This window comes from Alicyclobacillus kakegawensis NBRC 103104 (genome assembly GCF_001552655.1).
GTDB classification, from domain to species: domain Bacteria; phylum Bacillota; class Bacilli; order Alicyclobacillales; family Alicyclobacillaceae; genus Alicyclobacillus_G; species Alicyclobacillus_G kakegawensis.
Window position 1 is genome coordinate 48,606 of record NZ_BCRP01000010.1, and the last position, 15,278, is coordinate 63,883.

19 protein-coding genes and 1 tRNA gene are annotated in these 15,278 nt (G+C 56.5%); 3 read left to right on the plus strand and 17 right to left on the minus strand.

Going from position 1 to position 15,278, the window contains the following annotated elements:
• Positions 1-22 precede the first annotated feature (22 nt).
• The 9 genes from AK2_RS09425 to AK2_RS09465 form a co-directional block, all read right to left on the minus strand.
• Positions 23-1,342 (minus strand): PepSY1/2 domain-containing protein, encoded by a 1,320-nt coding sequence (locus AK2_RS09425; RefSeq protein ID WP_067933647.1) that lies wholly within the window; start codon positions 1,340-1,342, stop codon positions 23-25.
• 43 nt (positions 1,343-1,385) lie between these two features.
• Positions 1,386-2,132 (minus strand): spore cortex-lytic enzyme, encoded by a 747-nt coding sequence (sleB, locus tag AK2_RS09430; RefSeq protein ID WP_245632846.1) that lies wholly within the window; start codon positions 2,130-2,132, stop codon positions 1,386-1,388.
• Positions 2,133-2,263: 131 nt separating this feature from the next.
• A complete protein-coding gene (locus AK2_RS09435) occupies positions 2,264-2,470 on the minus strand; it encodes a hypothetical protein (protein ID WP_026961973.1) in 207 nt (68 codons plus the stop codon).
• Positions 2,471-2,596: 126 nt separating this feature from the next.
• Entirely contained in the window at positions 2,597-3,838 is a 1,242-nt protein-coding gene (locus AK2_RS09440; protein WP_439645093.1) for a Glu/Leu/Phe/Val family dehydrogenase, read from the minus strand.
• Positions 3,839-4,069: 231 nt separating this feature from the next.
• On the minus strand, positions 4,070-4,666 hold the full coding sequence (locus AK2_RS09445) for an adaptor protein MecA (protein ID WP_067933651.1): 597 nt from the start codon (positions 4,664-4,666) through the stop codon (positions 4,070-4,072).
• Positions 4,667-4,748: 82 nt separating this feature from the next.
• Positions 4,749-6,128 (minus strand): dipeptidase PepV, encoded by a 1,380-nt coding sequence (gene pepV / locus AK2_RS09450; protein ID WP_067933653.1) that lies wholly within the window; start codon positions 6,126-6,128, stop codon positions 4,749-4,751.
• A gap of 69 nt (positions 6,129-6,197) precedes the next feature.
• Positions 6,198-7,178, minus strand: coding sequence for a substrate-binding domain-containing protein (locus tag AK2_RS09455; protein ID WP_067933655.1), 981 nt, complete (start codon positions 7,176-7,178; stop codon positions 6,198-6,200).
• A 120-nt stretch (positions 7,179-7,298) separates the two neighbouring features.
• Positions 7,299-7,381 (minus strand) — tRNA-Leu (locus tag AK2_RS09460).
• A 58-nt stretch (positions 7,382-7,439) separates the two neighbouring features.
• On the minus strand, positions 7,440-8,774 hold the full coding sequence (locus AK2_RS09465; RefSeq protein WP_067933657.1) for a UvrD-helicase domain-containing protein: 1,335 nt from the start codon (positions 8,772-8,774) through the stop codon (positions 7,440-7,442).
• Positions 8,775-8,953: 179 nt separating this feature from the next.
• On the opposite strand from AK2_RS09465, the gene AK2_RS09470 reads away from it, so the two are divergent.
• Positions 8,954-9,646 (plus strand): metallophosphoesterase, encoded by a 693-nt coding sequence (locus AK2_RS09470; RefSeq protein ID WP_067933659.1) that lies wholly within the window; start codon positions 8,954-8,956, stop codon positions 9,644-9,646.
• A gap of 57 nt (positions 9,647-9,703) precedes the next feature.
• Here AK2_RS09470 and AK2_RS09475 read toward each other — a convergent pair whose 3' ends face one another.
• Positions 9,704-9,973, minus strand: coding sequence for a hypothetical protein (locus AK2_RS09475; RefSeq protein ID WP_067933661.1), 270 nt, complete (start codon positions 9,971-9,973; stop codon positions 9,704-9,706).
• Between the two features lie 103 nt (positions 9,974-10,076).
• On the minus strand, positions 10,077-10,832 hold the full coding sequence (locus AK2_RS09480; RefSeq protein WP_067933663.1) for a class I SAM-dependent methyltransferase: 756 nt from the start codon (positions 10,830-10,832) through the stop codon (positions 10,077-10,079).
• Between the two features lie 146 nt (positions 10,833-10,978).
• On the opposite strand from AK2_RS09480, the gene AK2_RS09485 reads away from it, so the two are divergent.
• Positions 10,979-11,344, plus strand: a complete 366-nt coding sequence (locus AK2_RS09485) for a hypothetical protein (RefSeq protein WP_067933665.1) — start codon at positions 10,979-10,981, stop codon at positions 11,342-11,344.
• Here the strand turns inward: AK2_RS09485 and AK2_RS09490 are convergent.
• From AK2_RS09490 to AK2_RS17140, 5 genes are all read right to left on the minus strand, one after another.
• Complete coding sequence (locus AK2_RS09490; protein WP_067933668.1) at positions 11,322-11,654, minus strand: rhodanese-like domain-containing protein; 333 nt, start codon at positions 11,652-11,654, stop codon at positions 11,322-11,324. The two genes, AK2_RS09485 and AK2_RS09490, sit on opposite strands and share 23 nt — an antisense overlap.
• A 75-nt stretch (positions 11,655-11,729) precedes the next feature.
• Positions 11,730-12,581, minus strand: coding sequence for a C40 family peptidase (locus AK2_RS09495; protein WP_067933669.1), 852 nt, complete (start codon positions 12,579-12,581; stop codon positions 11,730-11,732).
• Positions 12,582-12,678: 97 nt separating this feature from the next.
• Positions 12,679-13,377: a S1C family serine protease gene (locus AK2_RS09500; protein ID WP_067933672.1), complete on the minus strand. Its 699-nt coding sequence runs from the start codon at positions 13,375-13,377 to the stop codon at positions 12,679-12,681.
• Positions 13,378-13,477: 100 nt separating this feature from the next.
• Positions 13,478-13,780 carry a DUF1450 domain-containing protein gene (locus AK2_RS09505; RefSeq protein ID WP_067933673.1) on the minus strand — a complete coding sequence of 101 codons (303 nt, stop codon included), beginning with the start codon at positions 13,778-13,780 and terminating at the stop codon, positions 13,478-13,480.
• Positions 13,781-13,931: 151 nt separating this feature from the next.
• A complete protein-coding gene (locus AK2_RS17140) occupies positions 13,932-14,105 on the minus strand; it encodes a hypothetical protein (RefSeq protein WP_169794766.1) in 174 nt (57 codons plus the stop codon).
• A 126-nt stretch (positions 14,106-14,231) separates the two neighbouring features.
• Between AK2_RS17140 and AK2_RS09510 the strand changes: the two genes are divergently transcribed.
• Entirely contained in the window at positions 14,232-14,486 is a 255-nt protein-coding gene (locus AK2_RS09510) for a YuzB family protein (protein WP_067933674.1), read from the plus strand.
• Here the strand turns inward: AK2_RS09510 and AK2_RS09515 are convergent.
• Positions 14,468-15,265 (minus strand): DUF2797 domain-containing protein, encoded by a 798-nt coding sequence (locus tag AK2_RS09515; RefSeq protein ID WP_067933676.1) that lies wholly within the window; start codon positions 15,263-15,265, stop codon positions 14,468-14,470. The two genes, AK2_RS09510 and AK2_RS09515, sit on opposite strands and share 19 nt — an antisense overlap.
• Between the last annotated feature and the right edge of the window lie 13 nt (positions 15,266-15,278).

Below are 15,278 nucleotides of genomic sequence, written 5' to 3' on the forward strand. Positions count from 1 at the left end.
CCGTGGGTTCAATAGCCCTCGGTCATGAGTGATGAGTCAATTGTTCGATAGCCATCTCGCGGCCGTTATGTGCATTCATGTACACGCGGTAGGTTTCTCCGTTTTCCACCCCGTAGAACGCCACGGCGGGCTGGTAGTCCCCGTTTTTGTCCCGCACGATACACTCGCGCTCCATGCGCACCTGAAACGCCGGATGGAGACGCTTTTGCAATTGGGAAGCCGTATAAACGCGGGAGGGTACATGAGTCACCGGGTAATAAAAGTAGTTGCTGCCGTCATATCCGATAATGCCCCCTTTGTCGAGCGCCACCTTGACGGATAAGGTCTGCGACATTACGGCGGCGCCTTGATACACGGGAGCAAACATGAAATAGGCAACGTGATCGTATTGATACGAATTCAACGGTTCAACCGTGCCAAAACCATTCCGTTGCAACCAAACTTGTGCCGCCCGAGCTGCGCTGCCAAAGTCGTACGTCCCTTTCCCCGGCCGATAATCCAGCTGATAGGACAACACGTGGCCTCCTGGCTGGCTGACGAACGCACGCAGATGTCCCCATTTGGTGGAACCCGTGACGATGTACTCTGGTACGTGCGCCCCCTTATCCGTCAACGTCACTTTCCAATCGGAACCCACTGCGACCCCTAGCATTCGCGCGACCGCCGCGCGTGCCGCGCTGCCGGTGATCTTTGCCTGGCCCGACAGTGCCTTCGTGCTGGGTCGGTGCGGTGTAGAAGGAGTATTCTGGGTTTCGACAAACGCGCCCGCCGCTCCGTCCATTTTTTGGAATCCATCGATAATTTGGTTATCGGTCTTTTGCTGCCTCTGCTGCAAGGCTTGCGTTACCGTCATCCAATTCAGGTTCCGATCTAAGACCGTCCCCTGCATCTGCATCAGGGAGTTTGAAAGCTTATGGGCATTCATGTACATCGTCTGCAACTGCCGATGCACGTTAGCCTGGGTGGGAGCCACCCCTTCGGTCAGCCAATTGTCCATCGTCTTGCTCACGTTCGACAAGAACTGTTGGGTGTTATGCATCGGCATCAATTGTAGAGGAAGATTGCCCACGTCCTCCTGTGCGATGCTGGTCATGCGCCAGATGTTGCGTAGGTGCTCTTGAAACGATGCCACGTCCGCCGTGATCAGGGCCTTGCCCATTTCTTCCTCCAGGTGGCTCACATCACTCGTCAGGTTGTGGAAGGTTCCCGCATAGCGGCTCTGCACTTCCGCCGCGAGAGCCTGTTTCTGCTGGTGCTCACTGTAACCCCACCAGCCCAGGCTCCCTCCTACCACCGCCAAGGCGGCCACAGGTATGGCGACCCATGTGGTGCGCTGCAGCATAGAGACAACTCTCCTTTCACTCGAACAGAGTTCCGCTCATTCTTCAACGCGTGAAGATATGATCCCCAATGGTGACGATTTTCGGCCGTCGAATCATGAAGCCGTTTTGGGACTTCTTCGGATTGTAGTAATACAACGCGCCGTGTGACGGGTCCCAGCCGTGAGCCGCATCCAAGGCCGCTTGGTAAGCCTGCTTGTTCGGCTGCAGGTTAAATTGCCCGTCCGAAACACACGTGAAGGCTCCCGGATGGTAAATCACTCCCGCGACTGTGTTGGGAAACTTGTCACTCTTCACCCGGTTCAACACCACGGCGGCCACCGCCACCTGACCGACAAACGGCTCCCCCCGGGCTTCTCCATATACGAGATGCGCAAGCAGGTTGATGTCAGATTGGGATATCCCGCCTACGGTTGGCGGGAGCTGCTCGCCGGCTGCCCCGGTCGCCCTGGGCTTGGCCGGCAACGGACCGCGATAGTGCCAGTTCTTCGTCGCCTTGACCAACATCATCTTTGTATGCATGTCCACAAGCCCCGTCGGCTTCATGCCGAAGCGATACTGAAAGTCGCGCACAGCCCAATAGGTGTCCCAGCCAAAGATGCCGTCGACCTTGCCGTGATAGTATCCGAGAAATTTAAGCCGGTTCTGCAGCTCATCGACGTCGTATCCTTGGCTGCCGTACTGCAGGTTGCGGGCGGTGAACGCCTCAACCCGCGATGCATTCATTGCCGGCTGCCACAGGGTGAGCAGTGCAGCCCCAAGCAGCCCCATCCATTTGAGCTTTTTTAACACCGCCGCTTATCCCCCTGTCTCCTTTTGTTCGATTCGGGGATATTGTGTCAAAAGGACAAAATAAATATGCCTGCCGTTTCGGCAGGCATACCGGCAAAACAACCCGAAGGTTGGACAGGTGAGCAGGCACCTCAGTTCAAAGGTTCGATGTCGAAATCGTCCTCGTTGTCGCACAAACAGCGTTTAAAGCCGGTTTCGATTCGCCCCTTCGCGTCGCGAACTCCGCGCAAAATGAACGTCTCTCCGCACTTTCGGCAACGAATGTGCACTTTGACCCGCTGATTTGTCAGCGCCACGTCATCCTGCACTCCTTCGGAGACGAGTGTTTCCGACCGCATATTTTGTACCCCCTATCGTACGCGGGCGAATACATCCATTATGGTCGGCGCCGTCTTGTGATAAACTTTCCAGCGCTCGCTATTTCATTCGTCGCTCAAGCCAAATTTCCTTCTCCATGCATAGGCTCACACCCAACCTCGCCAACGGGCGGCTTCCGCCAACTTCTTCACGCCTACAATATAAGCCGCCAACCGCATGTCGATTCCATAACGCCGAGCGGTCCCATAAACGGTGTCAAAGCTTGTCCGCATAAGCCTCTCCAGCTTCGTCTCCACCTCTTCTTCGGTCCAGTACATGCCCTGGTTGTTCTGTACCCATTCGAAGTAGGAGACGATGACGCCGCCGGAGTTGGCCAACACGTCGGGAACAACCAAAACCCCGCGGTCCGTCAAAAGCTGCGTGGCCCGCGGCGTGGTTGGACCGTTGGCTGCCTCTACGACGATGGCAGCTTGTACGCGGGATGCGTTCTCAGCGGTAATTTGATTTTCTACAGCAGCTGGGACCAAAATGTCACATTCTTTCTCCAACAACTCACGGTTCGTGATGGTATCGTGAAAAGCCTTCGTGACGGTTCCAAATGAGTCCCGTCGTTCCAGCAAATCAGCGATATCCAGCCCATCAGGATTGTACAATGCGCCGTAGGCGTCCGATATGCCAACAACCTTAGCACCGTGATCGTGCATGAATTTGGCCAAGTAGCTGCCTGCGTTGCCAAACCCCTGCACAATGATGCGGGCGCCTGACAACGACATGCCTTTGACGCGCGCAGCTTCCTCAATGCATATGGCCACCCCGCGCGCAGTGGCACGCTCCCGTCCCCTGCTGCCGCCCAACACCAAAGGCTTACCGGTGATGAATCCGGGTGAATCGAATTCCCGTATACTGGCATACTCATCGAGCATCCAGGCCATGTTCTGAGAATTACTGAACACATCCGGTGCCGGGATGTCTTTCGTAGGTCCCACGATTTGACTAATGGCTCGGACATACGCTCGGCTCAAGCGTTCGATTTCCGAGAAGGACATCTCCCGCGGGTCACATGCGATGCCGCCTTTGCCGCCCCCGTATGGAAGTCCCGCAATGCCACACTTGACAGACATCCAGATGGAGAGAGCTTTCACTTCGTCTTCGTTGACATCCGGATGCAGACGAATTCCGCCCTTGGTTGGCCCGATGGCATCGTTATGCTGGGCTCGGTAACCGGTGAAAACACGCACACTGCCATCGTCCATGCGGACGGGAAAGCGCACGGTCAGAACCCGAATGGGCTCTTTCAGGAGGTCAAACATCTGTCGATTGTAGCCCAGATATTTCAAAGCCTCCTCAATCACGCCCTGCGTGTTGGCATAGACATCGAGAACTTCCATGTCCACCCCGGGCGAGGAGGTTGGATCGGTTTGCGCTTGCATGGTCATACTCCTTTAAAGGTCGAGTCGTAATAAGATCTATCGGCTTGCATCAAGGAGGCCGCCAACAGTATACAATGGAATGTGGTGCAGGCAAAAGGTCTGCCGCTGGCATAGACTGAATTGCGGCAGGAGGCAGCCCCCTTATACACGAAAGCGGGCCCTGCGGCCCGCCTTTTAGGAACAGAGTCGTCAAATATAGAGCGGAAACAGGCGCACCAGGTCCGCGATGGCGTTGTCACGGAGAATGCAGTTCCCGTATTCCTCCAACACAGCGTAGGTTGTATCCGAAAATTCACCAAACTCATGCAGCAACGCCCACAGTGGGTCATAATCCTCTTCTGCCAACCTGTCCTCGTCGAAGTACAAATGATATTTTCCCTTATATTCGTACAACGTGCCACCCACATCGTAATTCGGCCAGATGGCGTGAGCTGCACGAACCACATCTTCAAAATCCTCGAACGCGAAGGCGAAGGACGAGAACACATCGGGCGTCAGCTCGACATCCATCTCCTCCTCCTCGTCCTCATCCGGCGCTGGAAGGCTCGGTACCCGGGTGACAATGACGACGACACCCTCGGTCGGCATGGTGAACGCCTCCACCGCGATGGGACCCGCAATTTCAAATCCAACTTCCGTGTAGGCGGTCTCCATAATATCCCAAAACAACTCTTGGACCTTGCGTCCATTTTTCCAAATTTCATCGCGATCGATCCCGCGTTCCTCAAGGTCGTCGTAGCTGACAAAGATGCGCACTTTGTCTTTGGCAATCCGCTCCACTCGCATCGAGTTCTCCCTCCTTTGTCTACCCAGGCAGCCAGCGCCATGATCCGTGCAACCAAGCGCCTCGATCTGGCGACCGGAGTTGTTACAGCGTATTCGCCAATTCATGAATGGCATGCGCATATATCTCGACGCAGCGTAGAAAATCGTGGATACCCCAGTATTCATCCCGGCGATGGGCAAGGTCTGGTTGCCCCGGAAACAAGGGACCGAAAGCAACCGCGTTGGGAATGGCCCTTGCGTAGGTAGCGCCTCCGATGGCCAGAGGTTGGGCTGGGGCACCCGTATGCTGCTCATACACCCGTTGTAACACCTGTACCACAGGACTGTCTAATGGCACATAATGGGGAGGCATGTCGTTCTCCAGACTCACAGACCATCTATCCGATACATATTCCTGGCACTTCTCGATCAATTCCCCCACCCGGGCGCCGATGGGGTAACGAATGTTGAACCAAAAGCGAAACCGCCCATCTATCAATTCGGCACAACCTAGGTTACTGGTCAAAGGGCCTGTGATGTCGTCCTCGGTGTCCAACCCAAGTGCTTTGCCCCATGTATCCTGGGAGGCAATCATGCGCCACATCGACGCGTTCGCAACATTTCGATTGGTCAACAGAGTGGCCAACTGAACAATGGCGTTGACCCCTTTTTCCGGGGTGCTCCCGTGCGCGGATACCCCCCGGACAGACACCTGAAGTTGTGAACTCTCCCGCTTGATCACCAATTCCATGTGGCGCTGTCGGGCCTCTTTATGCAATTGCTGCTCCCACTCCCGCGCGGCGGTTTCCGAGTGGCAGTCAATTTCAATTTCGGCCGCATCCGGCACCATGTTCGGCCTGTCGCCCCCATGAAAGCGAGTCACGCACGGTGCCATGGAGTCCTTGTCGGCCGGCATTTCCAAACACAGCGTCGCGACGCCCTTCTCAGCAAAAATCAAGGGAAAATCCGCGTCCGGTGTGAACCCGGCGAGCGGGGCAGGTTGCTTCGAGAAGTAATGGCGCACGCATTGCCAGTCGCTCTCTTCATCGAGGCCAAAGATCAATCGGACCTTGCGCTTTGTGGTCCAGCCCAATTCCTTCAAGGCAATCAACGCCCACAATGCGCTCCATGCTGGCCCTTTATCGTCAATCGCCCCCCGGGCATAGACCCGCTCATCGTGAATCTCCGCCGCAAACGGAGGATAGGTCCACCCGGGTCCCACAGGCACCACGTCCAAGTGGGACAAGACCGCGACATAGCCTTCGGCGTCCCCAAGCTCCACATGCCCAGCGTAGCCATCGATATCAGCAACCCGAAACCCATGCTTGGCAGCGTACTGGAGTGCATAGGACAATGCCTCGGCCGGGCCGTCCCCAAACGGGCGCCCCGGTTGGGCAGGTCCTTTGACGCTGGGGATGCGCAGCAACCCTTGCAACGACTCAATCATCTCTTGGCGGTGCCGTTCGATAAACTCACGGATCATTCTTAGTGCCTCCTCCAAAGCTGTCGGAGCGACCACAATCCGTGCCATACGCGCGCCACGCGAACCGAATCAGGTGGACAGCCGTTCCACAATATCATGTTGCAGGATTACGGTGTAATTGTCCACCGGTTCATCACGCAAAAACTTCGTGAGCAAGCGCATGGAAACAGCCCCGAAGTCGTACATCGGCTGAGCAATCACCGACATTTTGGGACGCACCATTTCCGCCAAGCGAGTGTTGTCAAATGCGATGACCTTGATGTCCTCTGGAACCGAGCGGCCCAGGTCTTGGGCAGCATGAATCGAAGCCAGTCCAAGTTCGTCGGAAGCAGCCACGATACCGTCGATCTCGTGTTCCTTGAGCGCCTGCTGAATCCTTGGCAGGGCGCTTTCGTACCGACCATCACGCGTTTCGATGCGAATTAGCGGCTGACCCTGGAGGCTCGCCTGCAGCCCCCTCCCGCGCCGATCCGACAGGACGGAGCGCCCTTCCTCCACGGTGACAAACGCAATGCGCTGACATCCGCGCTCCATCAGATACTGCCCGGCATCGGCGCCCGCCTGCCGGTTGTTTATGTTCACAGAAGGAATCCGGCGCTCTGGGTCTTCCGTAGCGCACAGAACCACCGGAATTTGCGCCTGTTCAAAAGCGCTGATGTGTTCCTTCCGCAGCTTGTCTGTCATGTAAATAATCCCATCGACCTGTTTTTCCCACATCGTTCCCACCAAATCGATTTCGCGTTCCAACTGCGAATCGGAATTGGTCAGGATAATCTGGTATGCATACATGGCCGCGATGTCTTCAATGCCGCGGACAACTTCCGCCACAAAGGCCGCAGACACATCAGGAACAATGACGCCGATAGTCTGCGTCTTCTTGCTGGCCAAACCACGTGCAACCGCGTTGGGACGGTAGCCCAATGCGGCGATGGCGTCCAGTACACGCTTCTTCGTTTCTTCCTTGACAACGGCGGTGCCATTGAGCACCCGCGACACCGTGGCCATGGAAACTTTCGCTTCGCGTGCAACATCATATATCGTGACGGGCATGCTGATCACCCCCTGAGACAACTCTTGTCATTATGATACCATGAGGATTCGGCTTCCATATACGGGATGATGGCGACAATACGACAAAAGGACGGCAAATTGGGCCGTCCTGTCCCAAATTGGTGCGGGTGAAGGGACTCGAACCCCCACGGTTTCCCGCCAGAACCTAAATCTGGTGCGTCTGCCAATTCCGCCACACCCGCTTGTACACTGTTGTTCATTCTCTGGCCGATTCCATTTTCACATAGTATATCACAGGGCTTACGAAAGGGATAGTCCACATTCTTCGACATACTCAATCGGCAGGCAATGCCTCCCCCGGCACTGGTTCGGCACATGAATAAACAGCCGCAAGCGCGCGCGAGTCATGCCAACATAGAAAAGACGCCGCTCCTCTTCGCTTTGCGCCGTGTCGGCCGGATGATTTCTGTCCCAGACCTGCCAGGAAAGGTACGGGTTGTCACCCACCGCTCCAATGATATGCACGACATCCCATTCCCGTCCCTTCGCCTCATGGAGCGTGTGAAAACCAATCCCGCGTCGGATGCTGATGGGAAGGGCTTGATACACAAACATCAATTGACGCCGTGTGCGGGCGAGGATGGCCACAGACGAGGTCGTCTCCGCACGCACAAGCCGTGCGACCCCCTCGGCTTCATCCGCCTCGGTGGCCCATGGCAGCGCCCGGCAAAGACCGGCCTGTTCGCGGACGGCGACAATCGGCTTGCCAACGCGCGCACGGTTGTGTTCAATCAATCGGCGGCTGTACGCAACGATGCGGGAACAGGAGCGAAAATTGCGCGACAGTATCACCTCTTCCGCTTCGGGCATGGCTTTTGAAAATCCCAACAGCCAACGAGGGCTGGCGCCCCGAAACCCATAGATCGCTTGGTCATCGTCACCCACCACACATAAACTGGCTCCGCTAAGCCGACAGAGTCGCTGGAGAATATACCACTGCACCGCATTGGTATCCTGAAACTCATCGACGAGAATGTAACGGAGAGAATGCAGCCAGGATACGCGCTTCCATCGTGCCTCATCCTCCACCAAGTCGCACATAGCCAACAGCAAATCGTCCAGGTCGCAGCGATTCTGCTGGCGCTTCAACCGTTCGTATGCTGCGAATGTGCGCCGCAGCGAACGTGGCACCTTGGACTGCGGCCAGACGGATTTTTGTTTCGTCAACTCACCCATCACCTTGCGCACGTTCACCGGCGATGGATTCTTCCCGGACATCTCCATCGCGGTCCGCATCATCTCCATCTGTTCCGATGCGTGCAATGGAACCGGCACCCGAACCCGGGATTCCAGCAAGGCGCGAAATACCTGGGAATGAAAGGTGCCCACCCGCAGTGCCTCAACCTCTTCCTCAGGAAGACCATTGTCCGCCCGCAATCGATGTTTCAATTCAGAAGCCGCCTGACGGGTAAAGGTGAGCACGGCGATTTCCCGTCCCCGCATGAGGCCAGTAGCCAAAAGTTGGTGAACGTGAGCCGTGAGCACGGCCGTCTTCCCGCTACCCGGCGCGGCGAAGATCACGCGGTTCGCACAGGCTCCCGTCACAACCCGCGCTTGTTCGTCTGTCCACATCATCCCAATCGGACACCCTCCCGAGTCTGTGTCTTAACCATGCCATGTATGGAGCCGACTGGGCCATACCGTCCGGTGATTTTGCCGATTGCTTTGTGAAGATGAGATGAAGTATGGGATCATGAGGTTTGCGTCTGCAAATGACAGATTGCTATGATGAGCGGAGAAGGGATTGGACTGGCATGAATTTTTTTGCTCTGGCGGATCTCCATTTATCAAATGCTGTAAACAAGCCCATGGATGTATTCGGGGATCTGTGGAAAGATCACCAACAACGCATCCACGATGCTTGGACCGATGCGGTGTCGCCAGACGACATCGTTCTCCTGCCTGGTGACATCTCCTGGGCGCTGACGCTCGCCGAAGCTGTGCCGGACCTCCAGTGGATAGCCCGCCTCCCCGGCAAGAAATTGATGATTCGAGGCAATCACGATTACTGGTGGAACGGAATCGGGCGCGTACGTAAGCACCTGGATGCAGGGATGTTTGCCATTCAAAACGACGCGCTCTCAATCGGTGGTTATGCGGTATGTGGCACAAGGGGCTGGTTGCTGCCATCGCACCCCCAGTTTGACGCCCAACGCGACGATCCGCTGTACCGCCGGGAACAAGAACGCCTGCGCTTGTCCTTGCGCGCGGCCGCTAAGTTCAACCTCCCGATTGTCTGCATGCTGCATTATCCGCCGCTGAGTCACCTCGGAGAGGACACGCTCTTCACGGCGCTGCTATCTGAGTTTGGCGTGCGCCTGTGCGTATACGGTCATCTTCATCAAGCGGCTCACCGGTACCGTTTCGAGGGCGAGAAAGACGGGGTTGAGTACCTACTGGTCAGCTCCGATTATTTAGGATTTCGACCACTCCAGCTGCCATTGTGATGAGCGCCTTGACCGATTCCGCGGCTATACGGCACCAGCCTACGGCAGAAGAGCACGCTAGTGGGGGACACGTCCACTGTGCCGCTGATGAATCTGCGCCTGATAGGAACGAGCGTGCCGCGCCAGTTCGGAGACTTGACGCAACGCGTCAACTGCCTTGCCTGCCTGCTCCTGGATGCGTTGCAGATCCGCCGCCTGCTGAGATGAATCATGGTCCACGGATTGAAGCCCTGTGTGCAAAGCGTGCTCCATCTTTGTCAGCGCTTCGCTGGCAGCTGACCACAACGCCCGCATTGTCGAAAATCTCTCCTGTTGCTCCTGGTCCATAAGCGACCTCCTCTGCTAGCTTTTTTGCTACCATACCCGGTCGGTGACCAGTGTATCCTGGAACAATATGGAACGCTTCCGCACCCTCGCTTCCATGGCCAAATCAACCGCTGGTCTCCATGCTCCCTTTGGATTTCTCACCCACCAAGACAACGTAGGCCAGCCAACGGTGGTTGGCTTCCATCCACTGAGCATTCTCCGCGAGGACGCGTACCACCTCAGGTCTTTGATAGGCTCCCGGATCAATAAGGGCGCCACTCTCGTCCATCGGTTCGCCTACCAGCGCGTCCTCGGGTCGCACAGGCCGGGACCACAGCGCCCGCACGTTGGAGAATCCACTGTCTTGAAACATATGTCGCCAACCGGCCAAGTCCGGGACTCGCCGAGCCCCGTAAACGCGCTTTGCAGACTCACGCCAGGCCGGCGCCACGGGCCCCATGATCATCATCTCGACATCCAGCAAGCGACCACCTGGAACGAGCACGCGGTGGTACTCCGCCAGCGCTTGCTGAAGATGGTCGACAAACACATTCACGGACTCCATGTAGACCAAATCAAAGCTGTCTGCTGGAAACGGCAGGCGTTCGGCCGACGCTTGCACGAACTTCACCTTCGCCCCGACCTGCCCAGCGCGCCGTTGTGCCTTGGCCACCATTTCCCGGCGGACATCAACCCCGACCACAGTACAGCCGTATTTCTGTTGTACATATACTGATGTTCGCCCGGTCCCGCAACCAACCTCCAAGATACGCGTCGAAGCCTGTATGGGAACATGCTCCAACCATTCCAAGGTGGTCCGGAAACCTCCCGGGTGCGCACTGCCAGCCCCCAGCACGGCTAATACGTCCTGATAATCCACGTTTTGCCTACCTCCCATCGCCCCGCTTTATGAATATGGAGGACCCGTCGTTCCTGACTGGGCGCGGAAGGCAAGCTCAAACACAGTGACGGCTTGCCCGTACGAACACGGACTGGTAAGGTGAAGTGGACAGGGGGATGACGTTCATGGAAACCCGGATTGACAAGGTGTACGTTCTATCCATAGAGGAACCTGGGGATTTTGTGTTTCAGCCCGCGGGTGTCGTCATCGTGTTCGAAAACCGACATTTTCAAGTGTATTCGACCAGCGCCGACCACAACCGCCTTCGTGCGACACTGCACCGTTACGCATGGGGCGATTTGGAACTTGGCGTCTCTCACCAGGGAACCGATTACCGACTGGAGGATGTGACAGAAGATACGGCGCGCCACGGCTGGGTGCATGCCGGCAGCACGCCACAAATCTTACGCTGGTTGTATGAAAACAACCCACGACAACTGTTCTTTCTGGCTCGCTTTGTCCAATCCATCACAGGTCTGAACCGGAAATGACCTCTCCATCCCATTGGAGCATTCCACCGGCCAGGTTCCCCACCCGCGAGAAGCCGTTCGCTTTTAGAAACTCGGCCACGCGTTGCGAACGGTTGCCGCTGCGGCAAACAAAAATGTATTCGTCCGCCGGATCCAGTTGCTCCATCCAATCGGTAACCTCCTGCATGGGATGCAGGGGCACACCCGGGATATGGCCCGATTCATACTCTTCTGGGGTGCGCACATCAATGACCTGAACCGTCCGCTGTGACAAGATGGTCCTCACTTCTTGCGGCGAATATTGCGGTATACCATTGTGATCGAAGGCCATTTTGTTTCTACCTCCCCAACATACAAAACCTATTGGGTATGTTGGCACGCCGCTCGCGTGAAGTCAAATCTCCCTCTAGCCATGCCATGGACGGCGCGCTCCTAGATAACGTTGGACGTAATAGGGAGCGTTGATATGGCTGACGATGACGCCGGTGCGAGGATTGAGCGCCTGAACTATCAGTCCATTGCCCACATAGATGGCGACGTGCGTGGGTCCGCTCCCGGTGGTGGCGAAGAACACGAGGTCGCCAGGTTGCAACTGGGACCATGCAACCGGTTCCCCACACGCGTATTGCTGAAAAGAGGTGCGGGGGATGACGATGCCGCACTTGGCATACACGTATTCGGCCAGGCCCGAGCAGTCGAAGCCGGCCGGGTCCTCCCCGCCGTACACGTACGGACTGCCGACCAGGGAGAGCGCCACACGGGCGATGGCCGTCCCTGTGGAGCTACGGATGGATGATGGTACCGTGGCGGGCGCGGATTGATATTGACTTGGTTGGGCAACCTGGGGTCGCCGCTGGATAGGTGGGATGCTCCCGCGACTGGCCAGGACCGGGACCGACTGGCGTGGGGGAGACACGCGGGACGTGACGCTGGTACGTCGAATGTTCGCCAGGCTCCGCATGCAGTCGGGATGGCCCGCACCCAGCACCTGCAGATTAACGGTTCGCTGCGCTTGCCAGGAGGAAGCAAACCGCTGCTTGGAGGTCGAAAAATGAATCTCACGCAAGCGCATCCGTTCACGCAGGTATTCCACAGGAATTTTCATCTTGCTGGCAAGCGTTGGGTTGCGAAAGTTGGTCTTGCTTGGAGCGGCAAGCGCTTCCCGCTGCAGACCTGGACGGGTGTCCAGCGCAGCCGTGAAAGACGTGACCGCCACAGCCAATGAGGACCCGGCGGCCAGTGCAGCCCGTATCGACACAAGAATCCCTCCTCCGGAGTCACCCCATTTCTTCTGATGCTTACGCGCAGGATAGAGGGATTATGTACCAGGCAACCTGTCTCCATAAGGCGGCTGTTCATAAAATTTTGGCAATGGATTCCCGCAGAACCTCCGCGGAAATGGCAAAGCCAATGCCTTGGGAACTCTGACTGACCGCTGTATTCATGCCAATGACCTGGCCCCGCATGTTGATCAGGGGCCCACCGCTGTTGCCTCGATTAATTGCCGCGTCGGTTTGAATTAGTTTCGGATATTCCCGGTCGCCAATCTTGAGCGGACGGTCTTTAGAACTGATGATTCCAGCCGTGACGGAATGATCAAGACCGAGCGGCGAACCTATCGCCACCACCCACTCGCCGACGCAAATGTCCTCGGGCTTGGCGATGCGGAGAATCAGTTTTGGTGCAGCCAAATGGGTTTTCAAGATGGCAATATCGTGAACGTAATCCGTACCGACAATCGTGGCACGGACAGGACGCTTGCGTCCGTAAAAACGCAGCAATACCTGGCTGGCACTGTGAATCACGTGCTCGTTGGTGAGAATGTGACCCTGGGGATCAAAAATGAATCCAGTTCCAATATTGACGCTGCGGTAGCTCGGTGACCCGTCATGCCACAAGGGACCTATGGGAAACAAACGGGTTTGGGCCGGTTCATGCACGACTTCTATGCCCACAACCGCCTGTTTGTAGCGCTCGACAATCGGCACAAAATTGGGAAGACCAACGGTCGTCCCCCTTTTTTTCTTCACCGTGCGTTTGCTTCGTTCAGACATCGGATTCACCTCTGATGCCGAGGGTTGGGACCAAATGTTGATTGATCTTATTCCCCTCGTTGGCAATCAGTGAGGTGACACGAAGGTAATCCACGCACGCCTATGCCTGGTCTTCGGGACGGGATGCCGCCATGACCGCCCGGTACGTCCCCGGTAATGGCGGTGTGGTCAAGACGGTGGTGCCGCGTTTGAGTTTATGGTAAAGTCCGCGTGCATCGCGGGCAGCCACCACTCCCGTATTGCGCATCGCAAACGGGACGTCAATGCACAAACCACAGGCATTCAGACAATCGTCGCAGGACATGTTCAATTCAGGGTGTTCCTCGCGGAGCACGTCAAATACAGGTTGACTGAACCGCTCCAGGTTTTTTCTGCACCATTTGAGGTTGACCTTCGGCTCCATGCCTAATCCCCTTCCCAAACTGCGTGTGTTGCAGATTCAGCAATCGCGCGAATCCCGCCGCCCTGAGGATACACGTTGTTCTATTAACATTGTATCGCAAGTTGTTGCGGATCGTTAAGAAAAAACACCATCGTCTGACAAGCGCAGTAGGCTATGGGCAGGCCTGCGGACGGTAGCGAATCCCGTAATTCCCTTTTCGGGTACGAAACACCTGCACTTTGGCCGGTTCCAGACCCTGCAGCAAACGGTGATCACGGACGCACATGGCTACATACGAAGCGACGGCTTTCGAGTCGTAAAGACGGGCTTCGTAAATCCAGGACATGTGATTTGCCTCCTTTTCCGACCCTAGATTGCCCGCCGACGCCCCAGCCAATGCCCTGGCTGACAGTGGGGTTTATGGTGCCATCCGTGTTACACTAGACGCGTGTGTCGGAGGTGAACAGTGAATATGGGAGGATTCGTCCTCATTGAAGTTTGCGATGCCAACCCAGCATGCGTCCCGGACCTGTTTGCACTGGAGACGGAATACCCGGCGGTCTCGGTGCTGGAAACCTCGTGTCTGAGCGAATGCGAGTTGTGCGCCCTGCAGGCGTATGTATTTGTCAATGGGGACATCGTCACCGCTGACGATGTCCCCAGCCTCCTTGCGCGAGTGCGAGCGTCCGCGGAAGAAGCCATACGGCTCTACGATACGGAAATCTGAACCCTGTATCCGACATGTTTTTTGACATGAAAGACTCCGTTGGAAAGCAACAGATACTGCCCTTTGACCCCTATCAGCCGTCCTTCGACAGTCTGCGTCCGGTCAAGAGAGAGAGATTGAAGCGCAAGCTGACCTTCGGCACGTGGATAGGAAAAGCGGTGGACTGTGACGGAATCGAGAACGTAAGACCGCCAATGACTTGGCAACTTGTCTATCAATTGTTTCCGAAGCGCTAACAGATCCGTTTGTTCTACCTCGTCGGCCAGCATTTTTCGCCAGTTGGTCTTGTCCGCAATGTGCTGGGCCAGTTCCATTTCCAGCTCGCCTGCCTGCCGCCTTGTGGGCACTTCGGCAAAAAGCACAGCCGCCACGGCCCCTTGGTCCACCCACCGGGTCAATTCGCGGCCCTTGCGCGTCAGTCCCACCTTCGGATCGCTGCTGACAGCCAGATACACGTAGTGAGGGATCATGCAATGCGCATCCCCCCACGCCGCATCCCGGCACGTGCCCTGATGATAATGGCACTCTTGCGGCTTCACGACACACAGGTCGCATTCTGCCAGAGTGCGGACACACGGAAAACAGTACCCGTTTTGATATAACTTTTTCACCTTGCGACCGCAATGGATGCAAGCCTTGTCTCCCAGAAAGCGAATCCGAATCGACCGCCCGAGCGCCGCGTTCACTACCAGCGAGTCGTCGTCAGTGTGCAGACGGTAATAGATAGGTTGTGTCGCCTGGTGCGTCAACTCGCGCAAGTACCCGCCTATCTCGAACACGCAACCACCTCGT

Bases quoted from the DNA above. Each gene is read 5' to 3' on its own strand.
- AK2_RS09425 (WP_067933647.1), bottom strand. From the start codon at position 1,342: ATGCTGCAGCGCACCACATGGGTCGCCATACCTGTGGCCGCCTTGGCG.
- AK2_RS09435 (WP_026961973.1), bottom strand. From the start codon at position 2,470: ATGCGGTCGGAAACACTCGTCTCCGAAGGAGTGCAGGATGACGTGGCG.
- AK2_RS09440 (WP_439645093.1), bottom strand. From the start codon at position 3,838: ATGGAAGTTCTCGATGTCTATGCCAACACGCAGGGCGTGATTGAGGAG.
- AK2_RS09445 (WP_067933651.1), bottom strand. From the start codon at position 4,666: ATGCGAGTGGAGCGGATTGCCAAAGACAAAGTGCGCATCTTTGTCAGC.
- pepV (WP_067933653.1), bottom strand. From the start codon at position 6,128: ATGATCCGTGAGTTTATCGAACGGCACCGCCAAGAGATGATTGAGTCG.
- AK2_RS09455 (WP_067933655.1), bottom strand. From the start codon at position 7,178: ATGCCCGTCACGATATATGATGTTGCACGCGAAGCGAAAGTTTCCATG.
- AK2_RS09465 (WP_067933657.1), bottom strand. From the start codon at position 8,774: ATGATGTGGACAGACGAACAAGCGCGGGTTGTGACGGGAGCCTGTGCG.
- AK2_RS09470 (WP_067933659.1), top strand. From the start codon at position 8,954: ATGAATTTTTTTGCTCTGGCGGATCTCCATTTATCAAATGCTGTAAAC.
- AK2_RS09475 (WP_067933661.1), bottom strand. From the start codon at position 9,973: ATGGACCAGGAGCAACAGGAGAGATTTTCGACAATGCGGGCGTTGTGG.
- AK2_RS09485 (WP_067933665.1), top strand. From the start codon at position 10,979: ATGGAAACCCGGATTGACAAGGTGTACGTTCTATCCATAGAGGAACCT.
- AK2_RS09490 (WP_067933668.1), bottom strand. From the start codon at position 11,654: ATGGCCTTCGATCACAATGGTATACCGCAATATTCGCCGCAAGAAGTG.
- AK2_RS09500 (WP_067933672.1), bottom strand. From the start codon at position 13,377: ATGTCTGAACGAAGCAAACGCACGGTGAAGAAAAAAAGGGGGACGACC.
- AK2_RS09505 (WP_067933673.1), bottom strand. From the start codon at position 13,780: ATGGAGCCGAAGGTCAACCTCAAATGGTGCAGAAAAAACCTGGAGCGG.
- AK2_RS17140 (WP_169794766.1), bottom strand. From the start codon at position 14,105: ATGTCCTGGATTTACGAAGCCCGTCTTTACGACTCGAAAGCCGTCGCT.
- AK2_RS09510 (WP_067933674.1), top strand. From the start codon at position 14,232: ATGGGAGGATTCGTCCTCATTGAAGTTTGCGATGCCAACCCAGCATGC.